The sequence below is a fragment of the Segatella copri genome (genome assembly GCF_002224675.1).
GTDB classification, from domain to species: Bacteria; Bacteroidota; Bacteroidia; order Bacteroidales; family Bacteroidaceae; genus Prevotella; species Prevotella copri_U.
Map to the genome: position 1 here is coordinate 14,548 of NZ_NMPZ01000031.1, position 19,534 is coordinate 34,081.

The following is a 19,534-nucleotide window of genomic DNA, read 5'->3' on the forward strand; positions in this document are numbered from 1 at the left end:
ACTTTATTAATTAGAAGATGTAACGGAGACCCACTGATGCATACCAGCACTGACCGATAGCGTGATTTGGTACGAAAGTCTTGGTGTTACCATTGATTGACTTTGGAGTAGAGAAGGTTGCATAACCATCTGCATCCTGACCCTCGTAACGCAAGATACGTGGATCTGAACCAATCTCTGGGTTCAAGTACTTCATGACACCCCAGCTAGAATTGAAGAAGTTGAGTACGTTCTTCATATCGAAGCTCAACTGGATTGTGTTGGTGTGACCAGCCACATCAAACTTGAAGTCGTGCTTGTAGCTGAAGTCGATACGATGTACCCAAGGGTTGTAAAGGCTGTAAGCCTCTGCATACTCACCCTGATGGTTCTTCAGATAGCTGTTGGCATGTACATAATCCATGAAGCGGGTCTTATCATCCTCTGACTTGAAGCGGAACTCATTGTTTTCTACCTGCTTGTCTGTTGGGATGTAGAGAGCATCATAGTTGTAACCATCACCATTGATATCGTTTACAGTCATGTAAGAGTAGTTGTAACCACCACGCCATGCCTCATAGATGAAGCTATAGTGGTTGTTGCTCTTGTCGTGGATTGTTGCAGAAGCAATGATACGATCAGGAGTTACATTCTGTCCGTTGTGCAACTTGATGTTGTTAGGACCATATACTGTAGAGATGTAGTTCAATACAGAAGATGCGTTAGATCCAGGAAGTGAAGTAACCTCCTTAGATACAGTATGAGTATAAGCAGCCATCAAGTTCAACCACTCCCATGGCTGAGCATTTACCTGTGCAGAGAAAGACCAACCGTAACCACGGCTTGTGTTCTCAAGTACATAAGCACTTGTACCTACGGTAGAACCCTTAGGATATACAGGACGGTTGTCGGCACCATTGAAACGTGGGAAGCCCTTGGCATCCTGTACGCTCCAGTCGGTCAATGTAGCTGCATTCAATGTCTTGTTGAAGATACCCTCAACAGAAACAGACATTGGGAATGAAACAGGAATCTGATAATCGACAGCGAAAGATGTCTTCCAAACCTGTGGCAACTTAAAGTTTCTATCTACAGCAGAGATTGCTGAAGGAACAGAACCCTCTTCAGGAGTGATGTTCTCTGGGTAACCCATAGAAATCAACTTATCGCGGAGAGCTGCTGCTGTTGGCTTACCATCCTTATCAACAACCAGACCACCTGCAAATGGTTTCATATCTACACCCTCTTTCTTACCTGTCTGAGGATTCCATGCCTTGGTTGCATTCAGCTGTGCCTGATACTGTATCATACCAGAGTTGGTTGGCAAGTTGGTGAAGAATACCAATGGCAAACGGCCCTGGAAGAAACCAGTACCACCACGGAACTTCAATGTCTTGTCACCAAATACATCATATACGAAACCGATACGAGGAGAAACAGTCAAAGAGCTGTTTGGCCACTTGCCAGAGTCGATGTGACGACCGTTATAGTCGAGACCGAGAATGGCATTGTTAGTCATCAAGTCAGAATTGTCGAAGAACAGACCATCCAGACGAAGACCATAAGTCAACTTGAACTGAGGAGTCATCTGCCACTCATCCTGAGCGTAGATACCAGCCTTGTTATACTGTACGCGGGCAGCAGGATTGTTGTTGCCACCATAACCATAAGTCAAACATACAACCTCTGGAATACCACCATTCAGGAAGTCGTCGAGACTCTTGTAACGATAGTAACCAGTACCATTACGCTGATAAGCATTGTCAGCCATCTGGTGCTCATAGTTGAGACCGGCGATGATCTTGTGCTTACCGAGATAGTAAGTTACATCGTCCTTGATATTCCATACAGTATTGTGTACGGCATTGTTCCAGGTAAACAACTCATAACCCAAAGCCATATAGTTGTTGGTACCATCAGCATCAGCAGTTCCATCTACACTCTTCTGTCCGCCATCGAGGATATCGATGAATGGGAACTCTGAAGAGTCGGTGTAACGGGTATCATCCAACTTAGAGTATGTGAACAGGAACTGGTTAGACAGATTATCTGTGAAACGGCTGTTCAAGTCAACAGTCCAAGAGTTGACGAGGTTGTCAATGGCATACATACTGTTGGCAAATGACATAGAGTACTGAGACATACGGCTACCAGATGCACGTGTACCACCATCCATAGATGATGCGTTAGGAGCCTGCCAAGAACGGTTCTTGGTATAATTGTAGCGTACAGCCAAGTGATGCTTGTCTGTGATGTTCCAGTCAACACGGAAGAGAAGCTTGTAGTTGCTCTCGTCTGCAGGGAAGTTGGTCCATGAACCTGTATCGTAACCATACTTATCCTTTACGAACTTAGAAACTCTCTCCAAATCAGCGAGCTTGGTACGAGAGATATAGTTCTCAGCATCACCGATACCATCCTCAGAACCTCTCCAGCGGTTTACCACTGTAGGAGTCTTGACCATTTCACCGTTAGCGAAGAAGAACAACTTGTTCTTGATGATAGGACCACCGAGAGAGAAACCCCAAGTAGTCTGCTGATCCTTCTCACGTGCACCAGAAATCTGTTCACGCTCGATAGCATCACCACGCATGTTCTCATTCTTGTGATATACGTAAGCGCTACCCTTGAAGTTGTTGGTACCAGACTTGGTAATAGCATTGACACCACCACCTACGAAGTTAGTCTGACGAACATCATAAGGAGAGATAACAACCTGCATTTCCTCGATAGCATCCAGAGAGATAGGAGCACCACCACCAGGAAGCTTTGAGCTCAAGCCGAAGTTGTTGTTGAAGTTTGCACCATCCACAGTGAAGTTGGCTGTACGGCCATCAGCACCTGCGAATGACATTCCGTTTCCACCATAAGGAGAAAGACGGGTGATATCAGTAATGCTACGGCTAACAGTTGGCATGTTAGCAATCTGTGCATTAGAGATGTTGGTAGAAGCACCAGTCTTCTCTACACTGAACTTGGAACCCTTTGCTACTACTACAACTTCGCCAAGCTGCTTAGCATCCTCATCAAGAGTTTCTTTCAAGTTGTAGGTTTCACCAAGCTGAAGGGTGACGTTCTTTACGACTTTAGTCTTGTAGCCGATGTAGCTGATCTTGACTTCGTAAGGACCGCCGACACGCATACCATTGATAGTGAACATACCATCAATGTTGGTTACAGCTTTGTAACGGGTTCCTGAAGGAACGTGAACGGCCTCAATCGTTGCGCCAATCACGTCTTCACCACTTGCAGTCACAGAACCACTTAAACCAGAAGTAGTAATCTGTGCCATGGCTGTAGTAACCATAAAGGCCAGCAAAGCCATTAATAAATGCAATCTTTTCTGCATACCTTTTTTTATAAAAATTAATTAATAATACGGGGAAATATTCCCTTAATATTGATTTCGAGTGCAAATATAAACAAAAAAATCGATATAAATGTTACATCTGCATTAAAAATGATGTTTTATAACATAAAAAAAATCTGCGTTAAGCAAATAACGCAGATTTTCTTTAAATTGTTATTAATAACGGGGGTTTGCTTATAGTTTTTTTGAGGGGTAGCGGCTACTCCTTTCGCTGCCAGATACTCATTACCTTGCGACGGATGGCAACTATATTCAGAACCGAAACTACCAGGAAGAGAGCAAAACCTAAGGCTATGGCTGGCAGCATCGTTCCCTCTTCGATGTCTGGGAAGAGTGCCTCGATGAAATCCATGTAGTATCCTCGCAGGAAGAAGAGGATGATCCAGGCGATGACCAGAACCACGATGTTCAGAGAGATGGTGAGCACCTGGTATGGCTTCGCCACATTGCCCGGACTGTAACCTATCAAGAGCAGATTCTCCAACTTGGAAGAGTTCTTCTGCACCAGGAGATAGATGCTGAGCATCAGGATATAGAAACTCAGAACGGAAATCACAAGGCCGATAATCATCACCATCGATACCATCATACGGAGGAAATAGGTGGTCTTCTCGGCATCGAGCTTATCGGTCTCTACCTCATAACCGTTGTCATCTAGATATTTGGTGATGTTCTCATCGCCCGGATTGCCTACCTCTACAATCAGACGGGTAGGATCGCTCTTCTGGTTAGGCGCAAACTCCTGGTTGCTCCAATCCATAAAAGCCTGTGGCACAAGAATCGTGTTGAGACGGGAGGAGAATCCAATGACCTTTCCCTTGAACAGTTCTTTCTTGCCACCAGCCTGAATGCAGATATTGAAATCAATCATTCCCATCAGACCATCACTGATCTTAGGAAGCGAATGGCTCTGGGCGAATCCGAAGTTATACATATTAATATAGGTACGCGGGAGGATAATTGGAACCACCTTCTCGCCAGGTGTGTATTTCCAATCCTTGAGCGGAACATCCACGAAACCATCAGGAACACTTTCGAAGAAAAGCTCACTGTTCAATACATTCACACCATTTACGCCCATCTGCGCATCTACCTTGTACTCGGTAGAGGTAAACTTGCCTATCTTCTTCACGAACTTCTGGTCGCTGACATCATCCATCTCTGCTCCCGAAAAGGTATTGGAGCGGCCGCTGATGGTATTGCCCATACCTATTTTCTTGCTCATGATGAGATAGTCGGCTTTCATAAAACTGTCTTGCTGAGTGAAGACAGGCAGCACATCCTGATAAAACTGAAAACCGAAAAGTACGATGAGCATACCGAAGAGATTAGCAAAGGCGAAGCCTGCAAACTGAGGTATGCTGATATGCTGACGAAGTAACTTCCAAACGAGATTCATAATCTAAATATATGTTCATAGTTTAAGTCCATGTGCTTACCGATACTGGTCACGATGACGCCAGCCCCCTGCTCCTTCGCCTCCTTCATCATGATTTCGCCCATGATGCGGGAATTGTTGTCGTCGAGGTGACTGATCGGTTCATCTGCAAGAATGAAATCGAAAGGCTGGCAGAGGGCACGCATCATCGCTACACGCTGCTGCTGACCGAACGACATCTTCCCTACCTTGGCATCCACCTTATCGGCGATACCAAGCATATCAAACCACTGCAGAATCTGCTCGCGGCTCTTGAAACCGGTAATCTTGTTCTTGATCTCTACATTCTCCATCGCCGTAAGCTCTGGGAAGAGACGGAGTTCCTGAAAGAGATGACTGATATGACGCTTTCGCATCTCAACCCAATCGGAAACCTTATAATTGGCGGTAACATCATTATCAAACATCACGCTTCCGCTGTAGTCGTGACGATAGCCGAGCACGTAGCTGCAGAAAGTACTCTTTCCGCTACCACTCTCAGCCTCTACCAGATAGAGATGACCTTTCTCGAAGGTAACATCCTGCTTCCATATCTCCGAATGCAGGTCTTCACGCTGGGCGAAAACCTGAGGAAGAACGGAATGAAGCTGAATCTTTTCCACTTTATTTTATTGTTTAATGTTTTATCTTTTTACTTTAAAGTATAAACCACAGAAGTAAGATTTCCGAAGACTGGAGCAAGCAGACCAGTAACAGTTGAGATGGCATCATCCTTGCCTGTGCCGCTGCCATCAGAACTCTTGGCGAGATTGATGACCATCGCCAGCTTCTGTCCCACGATAAGCTTCTGGATCTTGGCATCTATCGGATGATTGCTTGGCTTCACCGCATACTGAGCTGTCAGCTCATCACTGCCGCTGAAGAACTGCTTGTCGTCGGTTACGCCGAAATAGAAGGAAGTCTTGCCATCGGTATAGAAATAGGAATTCTTACCCCAGTTGGCTATCTTGGCACCAGCAGGACATGAAGTCTTCCAGTAATCTACATCACCCAACCATTTGCTATGTGCCAACTTAGCTGCCATCATCATCTTCAGGTCAGCATCGCCCAGTGTAGGCAAGACGATGGCCATATCGCCATCTACGCTTCGCATGATGTTATCCATATCCACCGCCTGGTTGATACCCATCAGGAGGGTCTGAAGACTGCGGTTGCTCTGCATCATCGGCAGGAACTGTTCACCATTTACATTCATGAAGATACCTGCCAGGGCATCATCCGGCATCGATTTCACATAACTGCCCTTGATAGGACGATAGTTTTGTGCCGCCTTCTGCAGCGCCTTGTCGATGGTTTCATTAAAGGAGAAAGTCTCACCCTGAATCTGCAGGATACCATTCTTTACCTTCATATCGGCAGCGATGACCACCTGCGAAGGATCGGTATCCTTAGGAGCACCCAGGGTAAATGGAGCTACGAACTTCTCTGGCAAAGCCTGTGCCTGAGCCACCATAGCCATAGGAGAAGAGAGGGTCTGCAGACGCTCGTACATAGGAGAAACGGTGATACCATCCTCCTCTTCTGCTTTCAGATACTTTACCATCTGCTGCTGGAGCTGAGCCTGGGCATCAGCCACCACAGGTCCCATCACGAGGAGCGCCTGACCGGAGAAGCCCACGAGCCATGAATCCTTCAATACTGAGAAATGAAAGCCTTTGCGCTCCTTCACTTCCGAAGCAATGCGCTTCTTGGCAAGCGAGGCAAGCCAGTCTTCCACATCCCCTTCATCGCTCACCTTGGCACAGAGACCGAGGTTGCCATCGGCACTCTCGAAGAGATAAAGTTTTTCAGAGATATCGATGCCACACTTATCTACATCATCCACGTGGAGCAGAGACTTGAGCATACCCGCCTTGTCTTCCGCGTTCTTATCGGAAGCCATCTGCTGCAAATCCACCGAGATAAGAGCTGTACTTTTCTTAGGAATGGCATTGAGATAATCGCTGCCAGAGCATGAGCCTAACACTACAACGAGAAGTGCTAAGCTCATCAAAACCAAATTCTTATACAATCTTTTCATTACAAAAACTTACACTTATAATTATTTTAAAGCTTTTGCCCTTTCAGGGCGCATTGCTATATCTATTATTACCCAGGGCGCTGCCCTGGGCTAGGTGCTTCTGCCCTTTCAGGGCGTGCTAATACAACTTGCAGGAATTTCCTTATAGTCTTCTTGCAATATGCGCCATGTGAACAGCTACAAGTCCCGCCGTTTCCGTGCGAAGACGACTGGAACCCAGGGATACGCTCTCGTAACCATTCTCCAAGGCAAGACGAACCTCATCTATAGAGAAATCGCCTTCTGGACCTACCAATACCGTGATATCAGCAGCACCGGATTCCTGGGATGCAGATGAATCCTGAGATGCATCAGAATCCATACAGCACGAATTGATTTCCGTGAAGAAATCCTTCTTCCCTACTTCTTCGTAGCAATGACAGATGAACTTTCTGCCCGGACGAGGAGTCTGGATAAACTCCTTGAAGCTCTCCAACTCATTCACGACCGGTTTCCACGCCTTGTGACTCTGCTTCACGGCAGAGATGACAATCTTATCTATTCTAGGAGTCTTCACTACCTTTCGTTCAGAAAATTGACAATTGAGGAAAGAGAGTTCATCGAATCCAATCTCCGTAGCTTTCTCAGCCATCCACTCTATACGCTCCATCATCTTGGTAGGTGCAATGGCAAGATGGATATGCCCCTTCCATGCACGTTTCTGAGGCATATTCTCCTTGATTTCATAAAGACAGCGCTTGCTGGAGGCTGCTGTCACCTCTGCACGATAGAAAGCCCCTTCTCCATCCATGAGGAAAATCTCATCACCACCCTTCAGTCGCAACACTCTCAGCGCATGGGTAGCCTCCTCTGCGGGCAATTCCACCTGGTTTGCCGCATCCGGCACATAGAAATATCTAACCTCTTTCATTCGTTATCAATTATCTATCATCAATGATCAATCAGTCAAGTTCTTTTCATCCTTTTCTTCCTGGCGGCGCTTCATCTCATCACGGATAAAGGAAGCTCCCTCGTAGTTTTCTTCTTCTACCGCTTTCTCCAGTGCTTTCTTGAGAAGTGAATCCGGTAATCCCACGATAGGAAGTGCCACACTCATCACATCCTTGCGGAAAGGTGTAGTGAATTTCTGAAGCACCTCCATATTGGTAAAAATCTCCAGACCGGCGGCCAACGCCAGCAGGACAGCCTCATCCTGAGGAAGAGAATACGCTGATCCAGAAGTAGCATTCACCAGTTTTGCCTTAGGTCCTATGTTTCCATTGGCCTCGAAAACAACGTGATAGGCTTGAGGACCCTGTTCACAAATCATTCTAGCCAACACATCTACCAGATGCGGATGCTTGACATCCTTATCAAGCTGACGAAACTTGATTTCATTAGCCATCGGCTTATCTGTTACAATGGAGAGTGCACGTTCCTCCTCGGCATCAGTAAGAGTGACAACACAAGCCTCCTCTGCATCTGGAATTGCAAAAGCTCCCTGATAAACTAATTTTATTTTTTCCATTTTCATTATCCTTTCTTTGGTCTAAACAATACGGCAAAGGCTACACCGACCACGAGTGCATAACCTGCGAAGATAAACCAGCAAGTCTGCCAATCGCCCATCAAATATCCATTCTCCCAATGACAATAATGGTTGATTACCTGTCCTGCAAGAATTGTACCAACAGAGGCTCCCAAACCATTGGTCATCAGCATGAAAAGTCCCTGGGCAGAAGCACGCACCTTAGGCTCGCACTTCTGATCTACGAACAGTCCACCCGACACATTGAAGAAATCGAATGCCACACCATAGACGATGCATGAGAGTATGAAGAGGGTTACGCCTGGGAAAGCAGGGTTACCCAATCCGAAGAATCCGAAGCGGAATACCCATGCAAACATAGCGATGAGCATCACTACCTTGATACCATAGCGCTTGAGGAAGTATGGAATCAGGAGAATACAGAGTGCCTCTGCCACCTGGGAGATAGAAACCAGGAGAGTGGCATTATTGGCTGCAAATGTATCCAGCATCGAAGGATCGCCCTTGAAACTGGTGATGAACGGAGTAGCATAACCATTGGTTACCTGCAGGCTCATACCCAGCAGACCCGAGAAGATGAAGAACATCGCCATCTCGCGGCTCTTGAAGAGCTTGAAGGAATCGAAGCCCCAGGTCTCCATCCAGCTGCGTGCCTCTTTCTTCACCAACGGGCACTGTGGCAGGCTGAAGCAGTAGAGGAAGAGGGCGATGCCCAATACTCCAGATACCAGGAACTGGAAGTGGGTGTATTGGAACTTATGTGCATTCTCGGTAAAGAGGAACATAAACGAACCGTTATCCCAGGTTGCACAGTTGACAATCCACATGGTAAGGATGAATCCTACGGTACCGAAGACGCGGATTGGAGGGAAATCCTTCACGGTATCAAGTCCATGATTCTTCAGAATGGTGAACGCCGAAGTATTTGACAGCGCCAGCGTAGGCATATAGAAAGCTACGCTGAAGGTATAGATCGTCATGAAGACAGTCTCGTTAGGAGTAGCACTCGCCTCTCCCATCAGGAAAAGAGCTATCATCGACAAGCCAGCCAGGAGATGGCAATAGCCCAAGAGGCGTTGCGGCTGCACATACTTGTCAGCAACAATACCCATCAATGTAGGCATGAAGATAGAAACTATACCCTGGATGGTATAGAACCAGGAGATTTCAGCACCCATCCCGGCCTTGCCGAGATAGTTGCCCATAGATGTGAGATAGGCTCCCCAAACTGCGAACTCCAGAAAGTTCATCAGCGCCAAGCGAACTTTTAGATTCATTTTCTTATTATATATTTCCTTATGGTTTTAATATTCTTTTTCTGTCTGCTGCGTCCTCCTTCTCAAGGGATACGCCATTGCAGATTATATCTTGCAAAGATACACAAAATCTCTTAAAGAACGCAGATTTTTTAAGAATATCCGCAAAAAAGCTAGTTTATTTAACAAATAATATGTAATTTTGCAGCCGAAATCAAAACAAAAGATAAAATGTTATTAAAGTTTTTCCTTACGTGTAATAAGATTGGTGCCTTTACGCTAGGTGGAGGCTACGCCATGATACCTATCATGGAGAGAGAATTCGTGGATAAAAACAGATGGATGGACAAACAGGAATTTATGGACATCATGGTGGTGGCTCAAACTACCCCGGGCATCTTCGCCATTGATATGGCGAGCCATATCGGCTACAAGATGAAGGGTGTATGGGGCGGCATAGTGGGAGCTGTCGGCATCGCCCTGCCTTCTATCATCGCCATTCTCATCATCGCCATGTTCTTCCAGCAGTTTAAGGATAATTACTGGGTGGGCAAGTTCTTTGCGGGTGTTCGTCCGGCCGTGGTGGCGCTGATTGCGGCTCCTTGTTTCAAGATGGCAAAGACGGCGAACATCAACCGCTACAACATCTGGATTCCGTTTGTATGCTGTGCGCTGATTGCCGCATTCGGCATCTCGCCTATCTATATTATCATAGCCGCCGGCGTGCTTGGCTGGCTTTATGGCAAGTACAAGGATACATTTAAAGTTTAAAGATAAAGAAAAATGCTATTTCTGAAGTTATTTATCATATTTACCAAGATTGGTACATTTAATTTTGGTGGTGGATATGCGATGCTTTCGCTCATCCACAACGAAACCGTAGTAAAGAACCATTGGCTCACCAATGCCGAGTTTACGGATATCGTGGCTATCAGCCAATCTACTCCGGGTCCTATCGGCATCAACTGCGCCACATACGTGGGCTATACCTCCTGTCTTCATGCCGGTTATCCTACCTGGGCAGCCTGGGCGGGTTCCTTCCTGGCATCCCTCTCCATCATGTGGCTGCCATTTATCATTATGATTCTCATCAGCCGTTATCTGATGACTCACAAGGATTCCAAGATAGTAAAGGACATCTTCGCAGGTCTTCGCCCTGCCATCATCGGATTGATTGCTGCAGCAGCTGTGCTCTTGATGAATAAGGAGAATTTTGGATCGCCAACAGAAGATCCATTTGCTTTCGGTGCCAGCGTAGCATTGTTCCTGGGTGCCTTCTATTTCACCAAGGCCAAAAAGGCAAATCCGATATTGCTGCTTTTCATCTGTGGAATCATCGGGTTGTTTATCTTCTAAACAACCCACCCTTCTAAAACATCCCATACATCCAGAGCCAGCGGTCATCGGACGAAGAGAAAAGTAAAGGGCTAAAGCCTTCAGAAAAGGGCAAAAAAAAATTGATTGTCTCCCGACAACCAATCTTTTATTAACCTTAATAATCTAATACCATGAAAAACACGTTGCAAAATTACAAATAATCCTGCAACTTTCCATATTTTATTGCAAAAACCTACAAAGAATTAACTTTCTTTAAAGGATTTTCCATCCCATTTAAAGCTTCTTTGCAATTTTATTGCATTTACTGCCTTTTTATCTTCAGCAGAGAGCAATGGCAAAGACAGGCGTACAACCAGCGAGTTTTCGTTCTGCAAAAGCAAGGCGCTCACCATTCTCGGTTCTATCATCGCCTTCAGTTCTGCAAAGCGAGTTTCGCTCATCGTATCCGGTTTCTGGATAAGGCTTTCTGCCAGATCCTCCATTCGCTTACCATCCAGGAGACGAGTGGCATCCATCTTCTTCCAATCCTGATTATAGAAATAGAGCTCACTCTCCTTCTCGGGACCAGCGAAAGTCTTGACTACGCAGAGCACGGAATCTCCGTTTTCCACAGGCAACTTCTTCACCTGCAAGGTAGAAGCCTTGGTCATACGGATCTGCACGAAGTCCTGGGTCAGCGTATCCATCACGCTCACCTCTTCCAGGAGATTCTTCACTTCAGCCTTCACTCCCATCTCCTGCAACTCAGCAAATTCGAGTCGCATATTCTTGTTGAGACAAGGCATTACTTCATCAGGCATCGAAACCAGCAGGTCTTTCATCGACTTGGCTTCCATGCCCAAGCTTGCCATCATCAGGCAAGCGCATAATATATATTTTATCTTCTTCATTTTTACAATTCCTTCGACCACTTCTTTCCCCAAGGGGTAAAGAGCCATGCAAGAAAGGCCAATGCTACTATTGAGCACACGGCAAAAGTTAAAGCCAATGTATTCATTTTTGAAGCCTTTAAATTATTTACTAAATTTCGCAAGTAAGCCCCATACGCCCTGAAAGGGCAGAAGCTCCTAGCCCAGGGCAACACCCTGGGGATAATATAGAGATGGTAATTACGCCCTGTAAGGGCAAAAGCTTCCATACTGCAGCTATATTTTTAAAGCTTTTGCCCTTACAGGGCGCAGAGCTACAACAACTATTACCCAGGGCGCTGCCCTGGGCTAGGAGCTTCTGCCCTTTCAGGGCGTGCCGGGAAAATCAGGCTTCTACCCTTCCCCATCAGCTGGTAAACGTTGTTTTAAAACATAGCGATACTGCGGCATTTTTTATCCATTAGAGATTCTCCAAGAATTTCTTGCCCCATTTTGCATGAAGCCAAAGTGCTATAGCACCTGCAACGACCGTAATCGTCACATAAATCATAACCAATCCTTCCATATTTCTCTATTTTCCGACAAAAGTACAGAAAATAATTGTAATCTGCAAGTTTTTTCGTGTTTTTCTATCCAACAATCGCTAAAAAACGAAAAAGAGGAAAGTGTTTCTGGCGAAACACTTCCCCCTCAAATTATCTAATCTATTAATCGTACTTATCTTCTTCAGAAAAGATTTACTCCTCAACAGCAGCCTGCGCCGCAGCCAAACGTGCGATAGGCACACGGAATGGAGAACATGAAGCATAGTTCATACCAACCTTAGCGCAGAACTTAACTGATGAAGGCTCACCACCGTGCTCACCGCAGATACCTGTGCGGAGGTTAGGACGGGTAGCACGACCATTCTCTACTGCCATCTTGATGAGCTGGCCAACACCCTCCTGGTCGAGAACCTGGAATGGGTCAACCTTCAAGATCTTCTTCTCCATGTATGCAGGGAGGAATGAAGCGATGTCGTCACGAGAGTAACCGAAGGTCATCTGTGTCAAGTCGTTAGTACCGAATGAGAAGTACTGAGCCTCCTCTGCAATCTGACCTGCTGTAAGGGCAGCACGAGGAATCTCAATCATTGTACCGATCTCGAACTCAACCTCTACGCCGTACTCGATGAATACCTCCTTAGAAGTAGCGAGGATGATAGCCTTCTGCTGCTTGAGCTCCTGAACAGTACCGATGAGCGGAACCATGATTTCTGGACATGGGTTGTAACCTTCCTTCTTCAACTCGCAAGCTGCACCGAGGATGGCACGAGTCTGCATAGCTGTAATCTCTGGGAATGTGATACCGAGACGGCAACCACGGTGACCGAGCATTGGGTTGTTCTCTGCCAGAGAGTTCACACGCTTCTTGATTTCCTCTATGCTTACGCCCATTTCCTTAGCCATGGTCTCCTGACCAGCCTTATCGTGTGGTACGAACTCGTGGAGAGGTGGGTCGAGCAAGCGGATGTTCACGTGGCAGCCATCCATAGCCTTGAGGATGCCGTAGAAGTCAGCCTTCTGATATGGGAGGAGCTTGGCAAGAGCCTTCTCACGACCCTCAACAGAGTCAGCCAGAATCATCTCACGCATGGCAACGATCTTCTGATCATCGAAGAACATGTGCTCTGTACGTGTCAAACCGATACCCTTGGCACCGAATGCACGAGCTACCTCAGCATCGTGTGGAGTATCTGCATTGGTACGGATCTCCATCTTTGTATATTTGTCGCAGAGGTCCATCAGCTCCTTGAAGTCGCCTGAAAGCTCTGCAGCCTTTGTCTCAATCTGTCCTGCATAAACCTGACCTGTAGTACCGTTCAGAGAGATGTAATCACCCTCCTTGTAAACTACGCCCTCGATCTCAACAGTCTTAGTCTTGTAGTCAACGTTGATAGAGCCAGCACCAGATACGCAGCACTTACCCATACCACGGGCCACAACGGCAGCGTGAGAAGTCATACCACCACGAGCGGTAAGGATACCCTCGGCAGCCGACATACCTGCGAGGTCTTCAGGAGAAGTCTCGATACGAACCATGATGACCTTCTTGCCATCCTCGTGCCACTCCTGAGCATCGTCAGCGTGGAATACGATCTGACCGCAAGCAGCACCTGGAGAAGCTGGGAGACCCTGAGTGATGACCTTAGCTCTAGAGAGCGCCAGCTTATCGAATACTGGGTGCAAAAGCTCATCGAGCTTCTGAGGCTCACAGCGGAGGATAGCTGTCTTCTCATCAATCATACCTTCGTGAAGGAGATCCATAGCAATCTTCACCATAGCGGTACCTGTACGCTTACCGTTACGGGTCTGGAGGAACCAGAGCTTACCTTCCTGTACGGTGAACTCCATGTCCTGCATATCGTGATAGTGGTGCTCCAACTTATCCTGGAGAGCGTCGAGCTCCTTGTAAAGCTCAGGCATAGCCTCTTCCATAGAAGGATACTTAGCTACGCGCTCCTCCTCAGAGATGCCAGCACGCTCAGCCCAGCGCTGAGAACCGATCTTTGTAATCTGCTGTGGTGTACGGATACCAGCTACTACGTCCTCACCCTGTGCATTGATAAGATACTCACCATTGAAGAGGTTTTCACCATTACCTGCGTCACGAGAGAAGCAAACACCAGTAGCAGAAGTCTCACCCATGTTACCGAATACCATCGCCATGACAGAAACTGCTGTACCCCACTCATCAGGAATACCTTCCATCTTACGGTAGAGGATAGCGCGCTCGTTCATCCATGAACGGAACACGGCGCAGATAGCACCCCAAAGCTGATCGATTGGGTTAGTAGGGAAATCCTGGCCAGTCTGCTCCTTGATAGCAGCCTTGAAGAGCTCAACGAGCTTCTTGAGAGACTCTACAGAGAGGTCCTTGTCGAGAGTAACCCCCTGCTCTTCCTTCACCTTTTCGATGATAGCCTCGAATGGGTCGATATCTTCCTTGTTAACTGGCTTAAGACCCATAACAACATCACCGTACATCTGTACGAAACGACGATATGAATCGTAAACGAAATGAGGATTACCGGTCTTCTTGACCATACCCTCAGCCACCTCATCATTCAAACCAAGGTTGAGGATTGTATCCATCATACCTGGCATAGAAGCGCGAGCACCTGAACGTACTGAAACGAGGAGAGGATTCTCTACGGAACCGAACTTGCAGTTCATCAATGCCTCTGTATGAGCTACAGCGGCAGTTACTTCGTCCTGAAGAAGTTCCTTGATTTTTTCCTCACCAACCTCATAATACTCGTTACAGGTATCAGTTGTGATGGTGAAACCTGGAGGAACAGGTACACCAATAAGGTTCATCTCGGCGAGGTTCGCACCCTTACCGCCAAGAACTTCACGCATCTTCGCATTTCCTTCGGCTTGTCCATTGCCGAACGTATAAACTCTTTTTTCGTTCATTTTGTTATAGGTTCAAAAATTTTATATAATTCTAGTTATTATCAATTTTTTGTTGATGATGCAAATATACAACATTTCTCTGAAACTACCAAACTTTTATACTCTTTTTTGCTATCTCGAGATTACATTTCACACTGTTGTCGCACACACGGGACTATTTTTAACAATCTACTATCAATATGCAACGATTGAGAGGAATTTATAAGTTGACAAAGAAAGAGATTCTGACAGTTTGAGAGGCAGAATACCCCATCAGGGCCGCCTTTTCCTACGTCGCGACGCGGGAATTATTACGTCGGGACGCAGGAATTGCTACGTCGCGACGTAGGAAAATGGGCACCGGGAGAGGAAAGGTGAGGGTGTGTCATAAGAAAGTCTTCCGCCAGGCGTCCCGGCGGATTTGACCCCGGCAGGCGTCCCGGCGGATTTGCAATCCGTCGTTAAAAAAGGTTCGACCTATAGACAACGGGGGATTTGTAATCCCCCTATAAAAGAAAAAGCATACTCCTTTGCTGCGGATTACAAATCCGCAGAGCCGAAATAGGTTAGGACATTTTTTAACGCCGGATTGCAAATCCGGCGGGACGCCTAGCGGACTTGCGTTCTAGAAAAAGTCAAAAAGTCAAAAGGTCAAAAGGTCAAAAGGTCAAAAGTCACATTTGACAAAAGTGAAAATGTGAAAGGGAAAAAGTGAAAGTGAAAAAGTGAAAGTGAAAAGGTGAACGAGGTGAATGGTGAATTGGGTGAATCAGTCGGTTTTGCGAATGTGATTTTTCAAAGAACAGAAATGAGACGAATCCTAAACATCATATAACAATAATCAAATATCAAGATTAAGACTATTAAATACCATTAATTATCAAAAAAGCATTTAATAATGTACGCGCGTAAGTACTACTTTATTATATATAGAAGAAATCTTATACCAGAATATTCAAGAAACAGGCATCAACCCATCTCTTTTTACGAAAAGTCACTTTTGACCTTTTGACCTTTTGACCTTTTTGCCATTCGCTGCATACATCATATTCATCAAATTCACCTCGTTCACCATTCACCTCGTTCACCATTCACTTTTTCACTTTCACTTTTTCACCTTTTTCTCTCCTTTTCCTTTCCCTTTCCCCTCCTATCTCCCCCACCATTCATTCCTCTCTACCTCACAACATCCGGGACAAAGACTGAAAAAAACCGGGACAACTCTTTCGTTTCTCGCAAAAATGTATTAACTTTGCAGCCATAAAAAAACAAATTTGAATTATGGCAAGAAAACGTAAACCATTACCTCTCTTGGAGAACATCACCATCGAGGCCGTAGCAGCCGAGGGTAAGTGCATCACTCGCGTAGATGACCAGGTCATCTTCGTGCCTTTCTGCGTGCCTGGCGATGTGGTAGATTTGCAGGTAGTTAAGAAAAAACATAAGTATTGCGAGGCGAAGGTAGTTCGCTTCATCAAGAAGAGCGACGTAAGACAGGAGCCTATGTGCGAGCACTTCGGCATCTGTGGCGGTTGCAAATGGCAGAACCTTCCTTACGAGGAACAGATCAAGGCGAAGCAGAAGCAGGTGGAAGACCAGCTCACCCGCATCGGCAAGATCGAACTCCCTGAGTTCCGCCCTATCATGGGCAGCGTGAAGACCCAGGAGTACCGTAACAAGATTGAGTTCGGATGCAGCAACAAGCGCTGGTTTACTTCAGAAGAGTTGGCTCAACTTCCTCAGAAAGAGGATGATACCGTAACTTCTCTCAAGGAGCGCCACGCCCAGAACGCCATCGGTTTCCATATCACCGGAGCCTTCGACAAGATTTATCCTATTAAGAAGTGCTGGCTGATGGATGACCTCTGCAACGAAATCCGCAACTTCGTTTTCGAATATGCAGATTCTCACAACTATACCTTCTACGATCTTCGTGAGCAGCACGGATTGCTCCGCGACATGATGATCCGCAATTCGAACACAGGCGAGTGGATGCTCGTATTCCAGTTCCACTATGATGAGGAGGGTGATGAGCAGAGAGCGCTGGAACTGATGCAGCAGGTGGCAGACAAGTTCCCTCAGATTTCATCACTCATGTATGTAGATAACCAGAAGGGAAATGACACCATCAACGACCTGGAGCTCAGCCTCTTCAAGGGCAACGACCACATCTTCGAGCTGATGGAGGACCTGAAATTCAAGGTGGGTCCAAAGAGTTTCTATCAGACTAACACCGAGCAGGCTTACCACCTCTACTGCGTAGCTCGCGAGTTTGCCAACCTCACCGGAAACGAGCTGGTTTATGACCTCTACACCGGTACCGGAACCATCGCCAACTTCGTGGCTCACAAGGCAAAGAAGGTAATCGGCATCGAATACGTGCCAGAGGCTATCGAGGATGCCAAGGTGAATTCCCAGGTAAACAACATTGAGAACACCCTCTTCTATGCAGGCGACATGAAGGATATTCTGACCAACGAATTCATCGCTCAGCATGGTCGTCCAGACGTCATCATCACCGACCCTCCACGTGCCGGCATGCACCCTGATGTAGTGAACGTGATTCTGAACGCAGCACCTAACCGCATCGTATATGTAAGCTGCAACCCAGCTACCCAAGCTCGCGACCTGCAGCTGATGGACGACCACTACAAGGTAGCTGCCGTTCAGCCGGTAGATATGTTCCCTCATACACCTCATGTAGAGAACGTCGTTTTGCTCGAGAAGCGCAGCGATGCTGAAATCAAGCAGAAGAAGAAGGAGCGCAAAGAGCGTGAGAAGGCGATAGCAGAAGCCAAGGCTGCCAAGGAGGCAGAGAAGCTCGCCCAGGAAGCAGCCAAAGCAGAAGACCTCACAGCAGAGGAACTCGCTGCCAAGAAATAAACCTAAAAACAAAATAGAAATAAGATGAAAAAAGGTATCATCCTGGCGCTCATGGCTTTGACTACGGTCTCAGCCAGCGCCCAAAAGAAGCAGACCATCGAATTGCCTTCATGGTTAAGCAATGTGAAATTGTCGGGATATGGCATGATCCAGTACCAGTATAGTGGACAGAAGAACGCTGAGTCCAACTCGTTCAACATCCGAATGGGCCGTATCGCCTTGGAGGGTCGCATTGCAGACGACTTCTACTGGAAGACTCAGATTCAGTTTAACGGCAACACTTCCAACCTGGGTTCAAGTCCAAGAATGGTGGATTTGTTTGCAGAATGGCAGAAGTACGACTATTTCAAGGTGAAGATTGGTCAGTTCAAGAACCCATTTACCTTCGAGAATCCGATGCATCCTATCGACCAGGGCTTTATGGGTTATTCACAGAACGTGAGCAAGTTGGCGGGTTTCAGCGACCGTGCCGGCGAACACGCTTCCAACGGTCGTGACATAGGTCTGCAGCTCCAGGGTGACTTCCTCAAGAATGCCAACGGCCGCAACCTGCTGCACTACCAGATTGGTGTATTCAACGGACAGGGAACCAACACCAAGGACGTTGACAATCAGAAGAATGTGATTGGTGGCGTATGGGTAATGCCAGTAAGCGGCATGCGTATCGGTGCCTTTGGATGGACCGGTTCTTATGCAAGAAAGGGCAACTGGACGGAAACCGTTGCAGACCCAACCTCTAGCGTAACTCCTGGTGCCACCAAAGAGATTACTCATACCAACGAGGTTCGCAGCCTCAACCAGAACCGCTACGCCTTCTCTTTCGAATACAAGAAAGACGGATGGACTGTTCGTTCTGAGTACATCCACTCTACCGGCAAGGCATTTGCCAAGAGCATCACCAACTTCAACGATGCCAATGCCAAAGATTGCAGCCTGAACGAGAAGATCGGCGATAAGGCACAAGGTGTATATGGCTTGGTCATTGCCCCATTGGCACAGCTGCCAAAGAACAGCCGTATCGACGTGAAGGCACGTTACGACATGTATCAGCCTAACGGCAAGAGCAACATGCAGAAAACCCAGTATGAGGCAGGTTTGAACTTCCACATCGGCAAGCGAATCAGCATCCTCACCGAGTATGCATTGGTGAACGACAAGACCCTCGCCAAGCACAATTACTCCATGGCAGATGCAGAGTTCTGCTTCCGCTTCTAACACGCCCTGAAAGGGCAGAAGCTCCTAGCCCAGGGCAACACCCTGGGTATTAAGGATATATATACAAAAGACGCCCTGTAAGGGCAAAAGCTTTCTGATATCTTTAAAGCTTTTGCCCTTACAGGGCGTCTTGTTGAATGCGCTTTTTTACCCAGGGTGTTGCCCTGGGCTAGGAGCTTCTGCCCTTTCAGGGCGTGTGGG

Annotated in this window: 12 protein-coding genes and 1 pseudogene; 4 read left to right on the top strand and 9 right to left on the bottom strand. The window is 46.7% G+C overall.

Going from position 1 to position 19,534, the window contains the following annotated elements:
• Window positions 1-10: 10 nt before the first annotated feature.
• The 7 genes from CFT61_RS14395 to CFT61_RS14425 form a co-directional block, all read right to left on the bottom strand.
• Window positions 11-3,328, bottom strand: coding sequence for a TonB-dependent receptor (locus CFT61_RS14395; RefSeq protein WP_089545095.1), 3,318 nt, complete (start codon window positions 3,326-3,328; stop codon window positions 11-13).
• A 220-nt stretch (window positions 3,329-3,548) separates the two neighbouring features.
• The gene (locus CFT61_RS14400) at window positions 3,549-4,748 is read right to left on the bottom strand and encodes an ABC transporter permease (RefSeq protein WP_089545096.1); all 1,200 of its coding nucleotides are present in this window, start codon (window positions 4,746-4,748) and stop codon (window positions 3,549-3,551) included.
• Window positions 4,745-5,389, bottom strand: coding sequence for an ATP-binding cassette domain-containing protein (locus CFT61_RS14405; protein ID WP_089545097.1), 645 nt, complete (start codon window positions 5,387-5,389; stop codon window positions 4,745-4,747). The genes CFT61_RS14400 and CFT61_RS14405 overlap by 4 nt, the downstream gene beginning before the upstream one ends.
• A 29-nt stretch (window positions 5,390-5,418) precedes the next feature.
• Window positions 5,419-6,777, bottom strand: a complete 1,359-nt coding sequence (locus tag CFT61_RS14410; protein ID WP_254918994.1) for a DUF4836 family protein — start codon at window positions 6,775-6,777, stop codon at window positions 5,419-5,421.
• A 172-nt stretch (window positions 6,778-6,949) separates the two neighbouring features.
• Entirely contained in the window at window positions 6,950-7,717 is a 768-nt protein-coding gene (locus CFT61_RS14415; RefSeq protein ID WP_089545099.1) for a 16S rRNA (uracil(1498)-N(3))-methyltransferase, read from the bottom strand.
• A 27-nt stretch (window positions 7,718-7,744) separates the two neighbouring features.
• The gene (locus CFT61_RS14420) at window positions 7,745-8,314 is read right to left on the bottom strand and encodes a UvrB/UvrC motif-containing protein (RefSeq protein WP_158556275.1); all 570 of its coding nucleotides are present in this window, start codon (window positions 8,312-8,314) and stop codon (window positions 7,745-7,747) included.
• A 5-nt stretch (window positions 8,315-8,319) separates the two neighbouring features.
• Window positions 8,320-9,612, bottom strand: a complete 1,293-nt coding sequence (locus tag CFT61_RS14425) for an MFS transporter (RefSeq protein ID WP_089545101.1) — start codon at window positions 9,610-9,612, stop codon at window positions 8,320-8,322.
• Window positions 9,613-9,822: 210 nt separating this feature from the next.
• Here CFT61_RS14425 and CFT61_RS14430 point away from each other — a divergent pair, with 210 nt between their 5' ends.
• Both CFT61_RS14430 and CFT61_RS14435 read left to right on the top strand, forming a co-directional pair.
• Window positions 9,823-10,362 (top strand): chromate transporter, encoded by a 540-nt coding sequence (locus tag CFT61_RS14430; protein WP_089545102.1) that lies wholly within the window; start codon window positions 9,823-9,825, stop codon window positions 10,360-10,362.
• Between the two features lie 12 nt (window positions 10,363-10,374).
• Window positions 10,375-10,947, top strand: coding sequence for a chromate transporter (locus CFT61_RS14435; protein WP_089545103.1), 573 nt, complete (start codon window positions 10,375-10,377; stop codon window positions 10,945-10,947).
• 224 nt (window positions 10,948-11,171) lie between these two features.
• On the opposite strand, the gene CFT61_RS14440 is transcribed toward CFT61_RS14435, so the two are convergent.
• Together CFT61_RS14440 and ppdK are read right to left on the bottom strand one after the other, a co-directional pair.
• On the bottom strand, window positions 11,172-11,819 hold the full coding sequence (locus CFT61_RS14440; protein ID WP_254918995.1) for a DUF3256 family protein: 648 nt from the start codon (window positions 11,817-11,819) through the stop codon (window positions 11,172-11,174).
• A gap of 716 nt (window positions 11,820-12,535) precedes the next feature.
• Complete coding sequence (ppdK, locus tag CFT61_RS14445; protein ID WP_089545105.1) at window positions 12,536-15,256, bottom strand: pyruvate, phosphate dikinase; 2,721 nt, start codon at window positions 15,254-15,256, stop codon at window positions 12,536-12,538.
• Window positions 15,257-16,516: 1,260 nt separating this feature from the next.
• On the opposite strand from ppdK, the pseudogene rlmD reads away from it, so the two are divergent.
• Window positions 16,517-17,965: pseudogene (gene rlmD, locus CFT61_RS14450) on the top strand (23S rRNA (uracil(1939)-C(5))-methyltransferase RlmD); the annotation flags it as partial.
• Window positions 17,966-18,142: 177 nt separating this feature from the next.
• Window positions 18,143-19,333, top strand: coding sequence for a porin (locus CFT61_RS14455; protein ID WP_089545106.1), 1,191 nt, complete (start codon window positions 18,143-18,145; stop codon window positions 19,331-19,333).
• The last annotated feature ends 201 nt before the right edge of the window (window positions 19,334-19,534 follow it).

Excerpts from the sequence above, each read along its gene's own strand:
- CFT61_RS14435 (WP_089545103.1), top strand. The coding sequence starts at position 10,375 with ATGCTATTTCTGAAGTTATTTATCATATTTACCAAGATTGGTACATTT.
- CFT61_RS14395 (WP_089545095.1), bottom strand. The coding sequence starts at position 3,328 with ATGCAGAAAAGATTGCATTTATTAATGGCTTTGCTGGCCTTTATGGTT.
- CFT61_RS14410 (WP_254918994.1), bottom strand. The coding sequence starts at position 6,777 with ATGAGCTTAGCACTTCTCGTTGTAGTGTTAGGCTCATGCTCTGGCAGC.
- ppdK (WP_089545105.1), bottom strand. The coding sequence starts at position 15,256 with ATGAACGAAAAAAGAGTTTATACGTTCGGCAATGGACAAGCCGAAGGA.
- CFT61_RS14440 (WP_254918995.1), bottom strand. The coding sequence starts at position 11,819 with ATGAAGAAGATAAAATATATATTATGCGCTTGCCTGATGATGGCAAGC.
- CFT61_RS14425 (WP_089545101.1), bottom strand. The coding sequence starts at position 9,612 with ATGAATCTAAAAGTTCGCTTGGCGCTGATGAACTTTCTGGAGTTCGCA.
- CFT61_RS14455 (WP_089545106.1), top strand. The coding sequence starts at position 18,143 with ATGAAAAAAGGTATCATCCTGGCGCTCATGGCTTTGACTACGGTCTCA.
- CFT61_RS14400 (WP_089545096.1), bottom strand. The coding sequence starts at position 4,748 with ATGAATCTCGTTTGGAAGTTACTTCGTCAGCATATCAGCATACCTCAG.
- CFT61_RS14415 (WP_089545099.1), bottom strand. The coding sequence starts at position 7,717 with ATGAAAGAGGTTAGATATTTCTATGTGCCGGATGCGGCAAACCAGGTG.
- CFT61_RS14420 (WP_158556275.1), bottom strand. The coding sequence starts at position 8,314 with ATGGAAAAAATAAAATTAGTTTATCAGGGAGCTTTTGCAATTCCAGAT.
- CFT61_RS14430 (WP_089545102.1), top strand. The coding sequence starts at position 9,823 with ATGTTATTAAAGTTTTTCCTTACGTGTAATAAGATTGGTGCCTTTACG.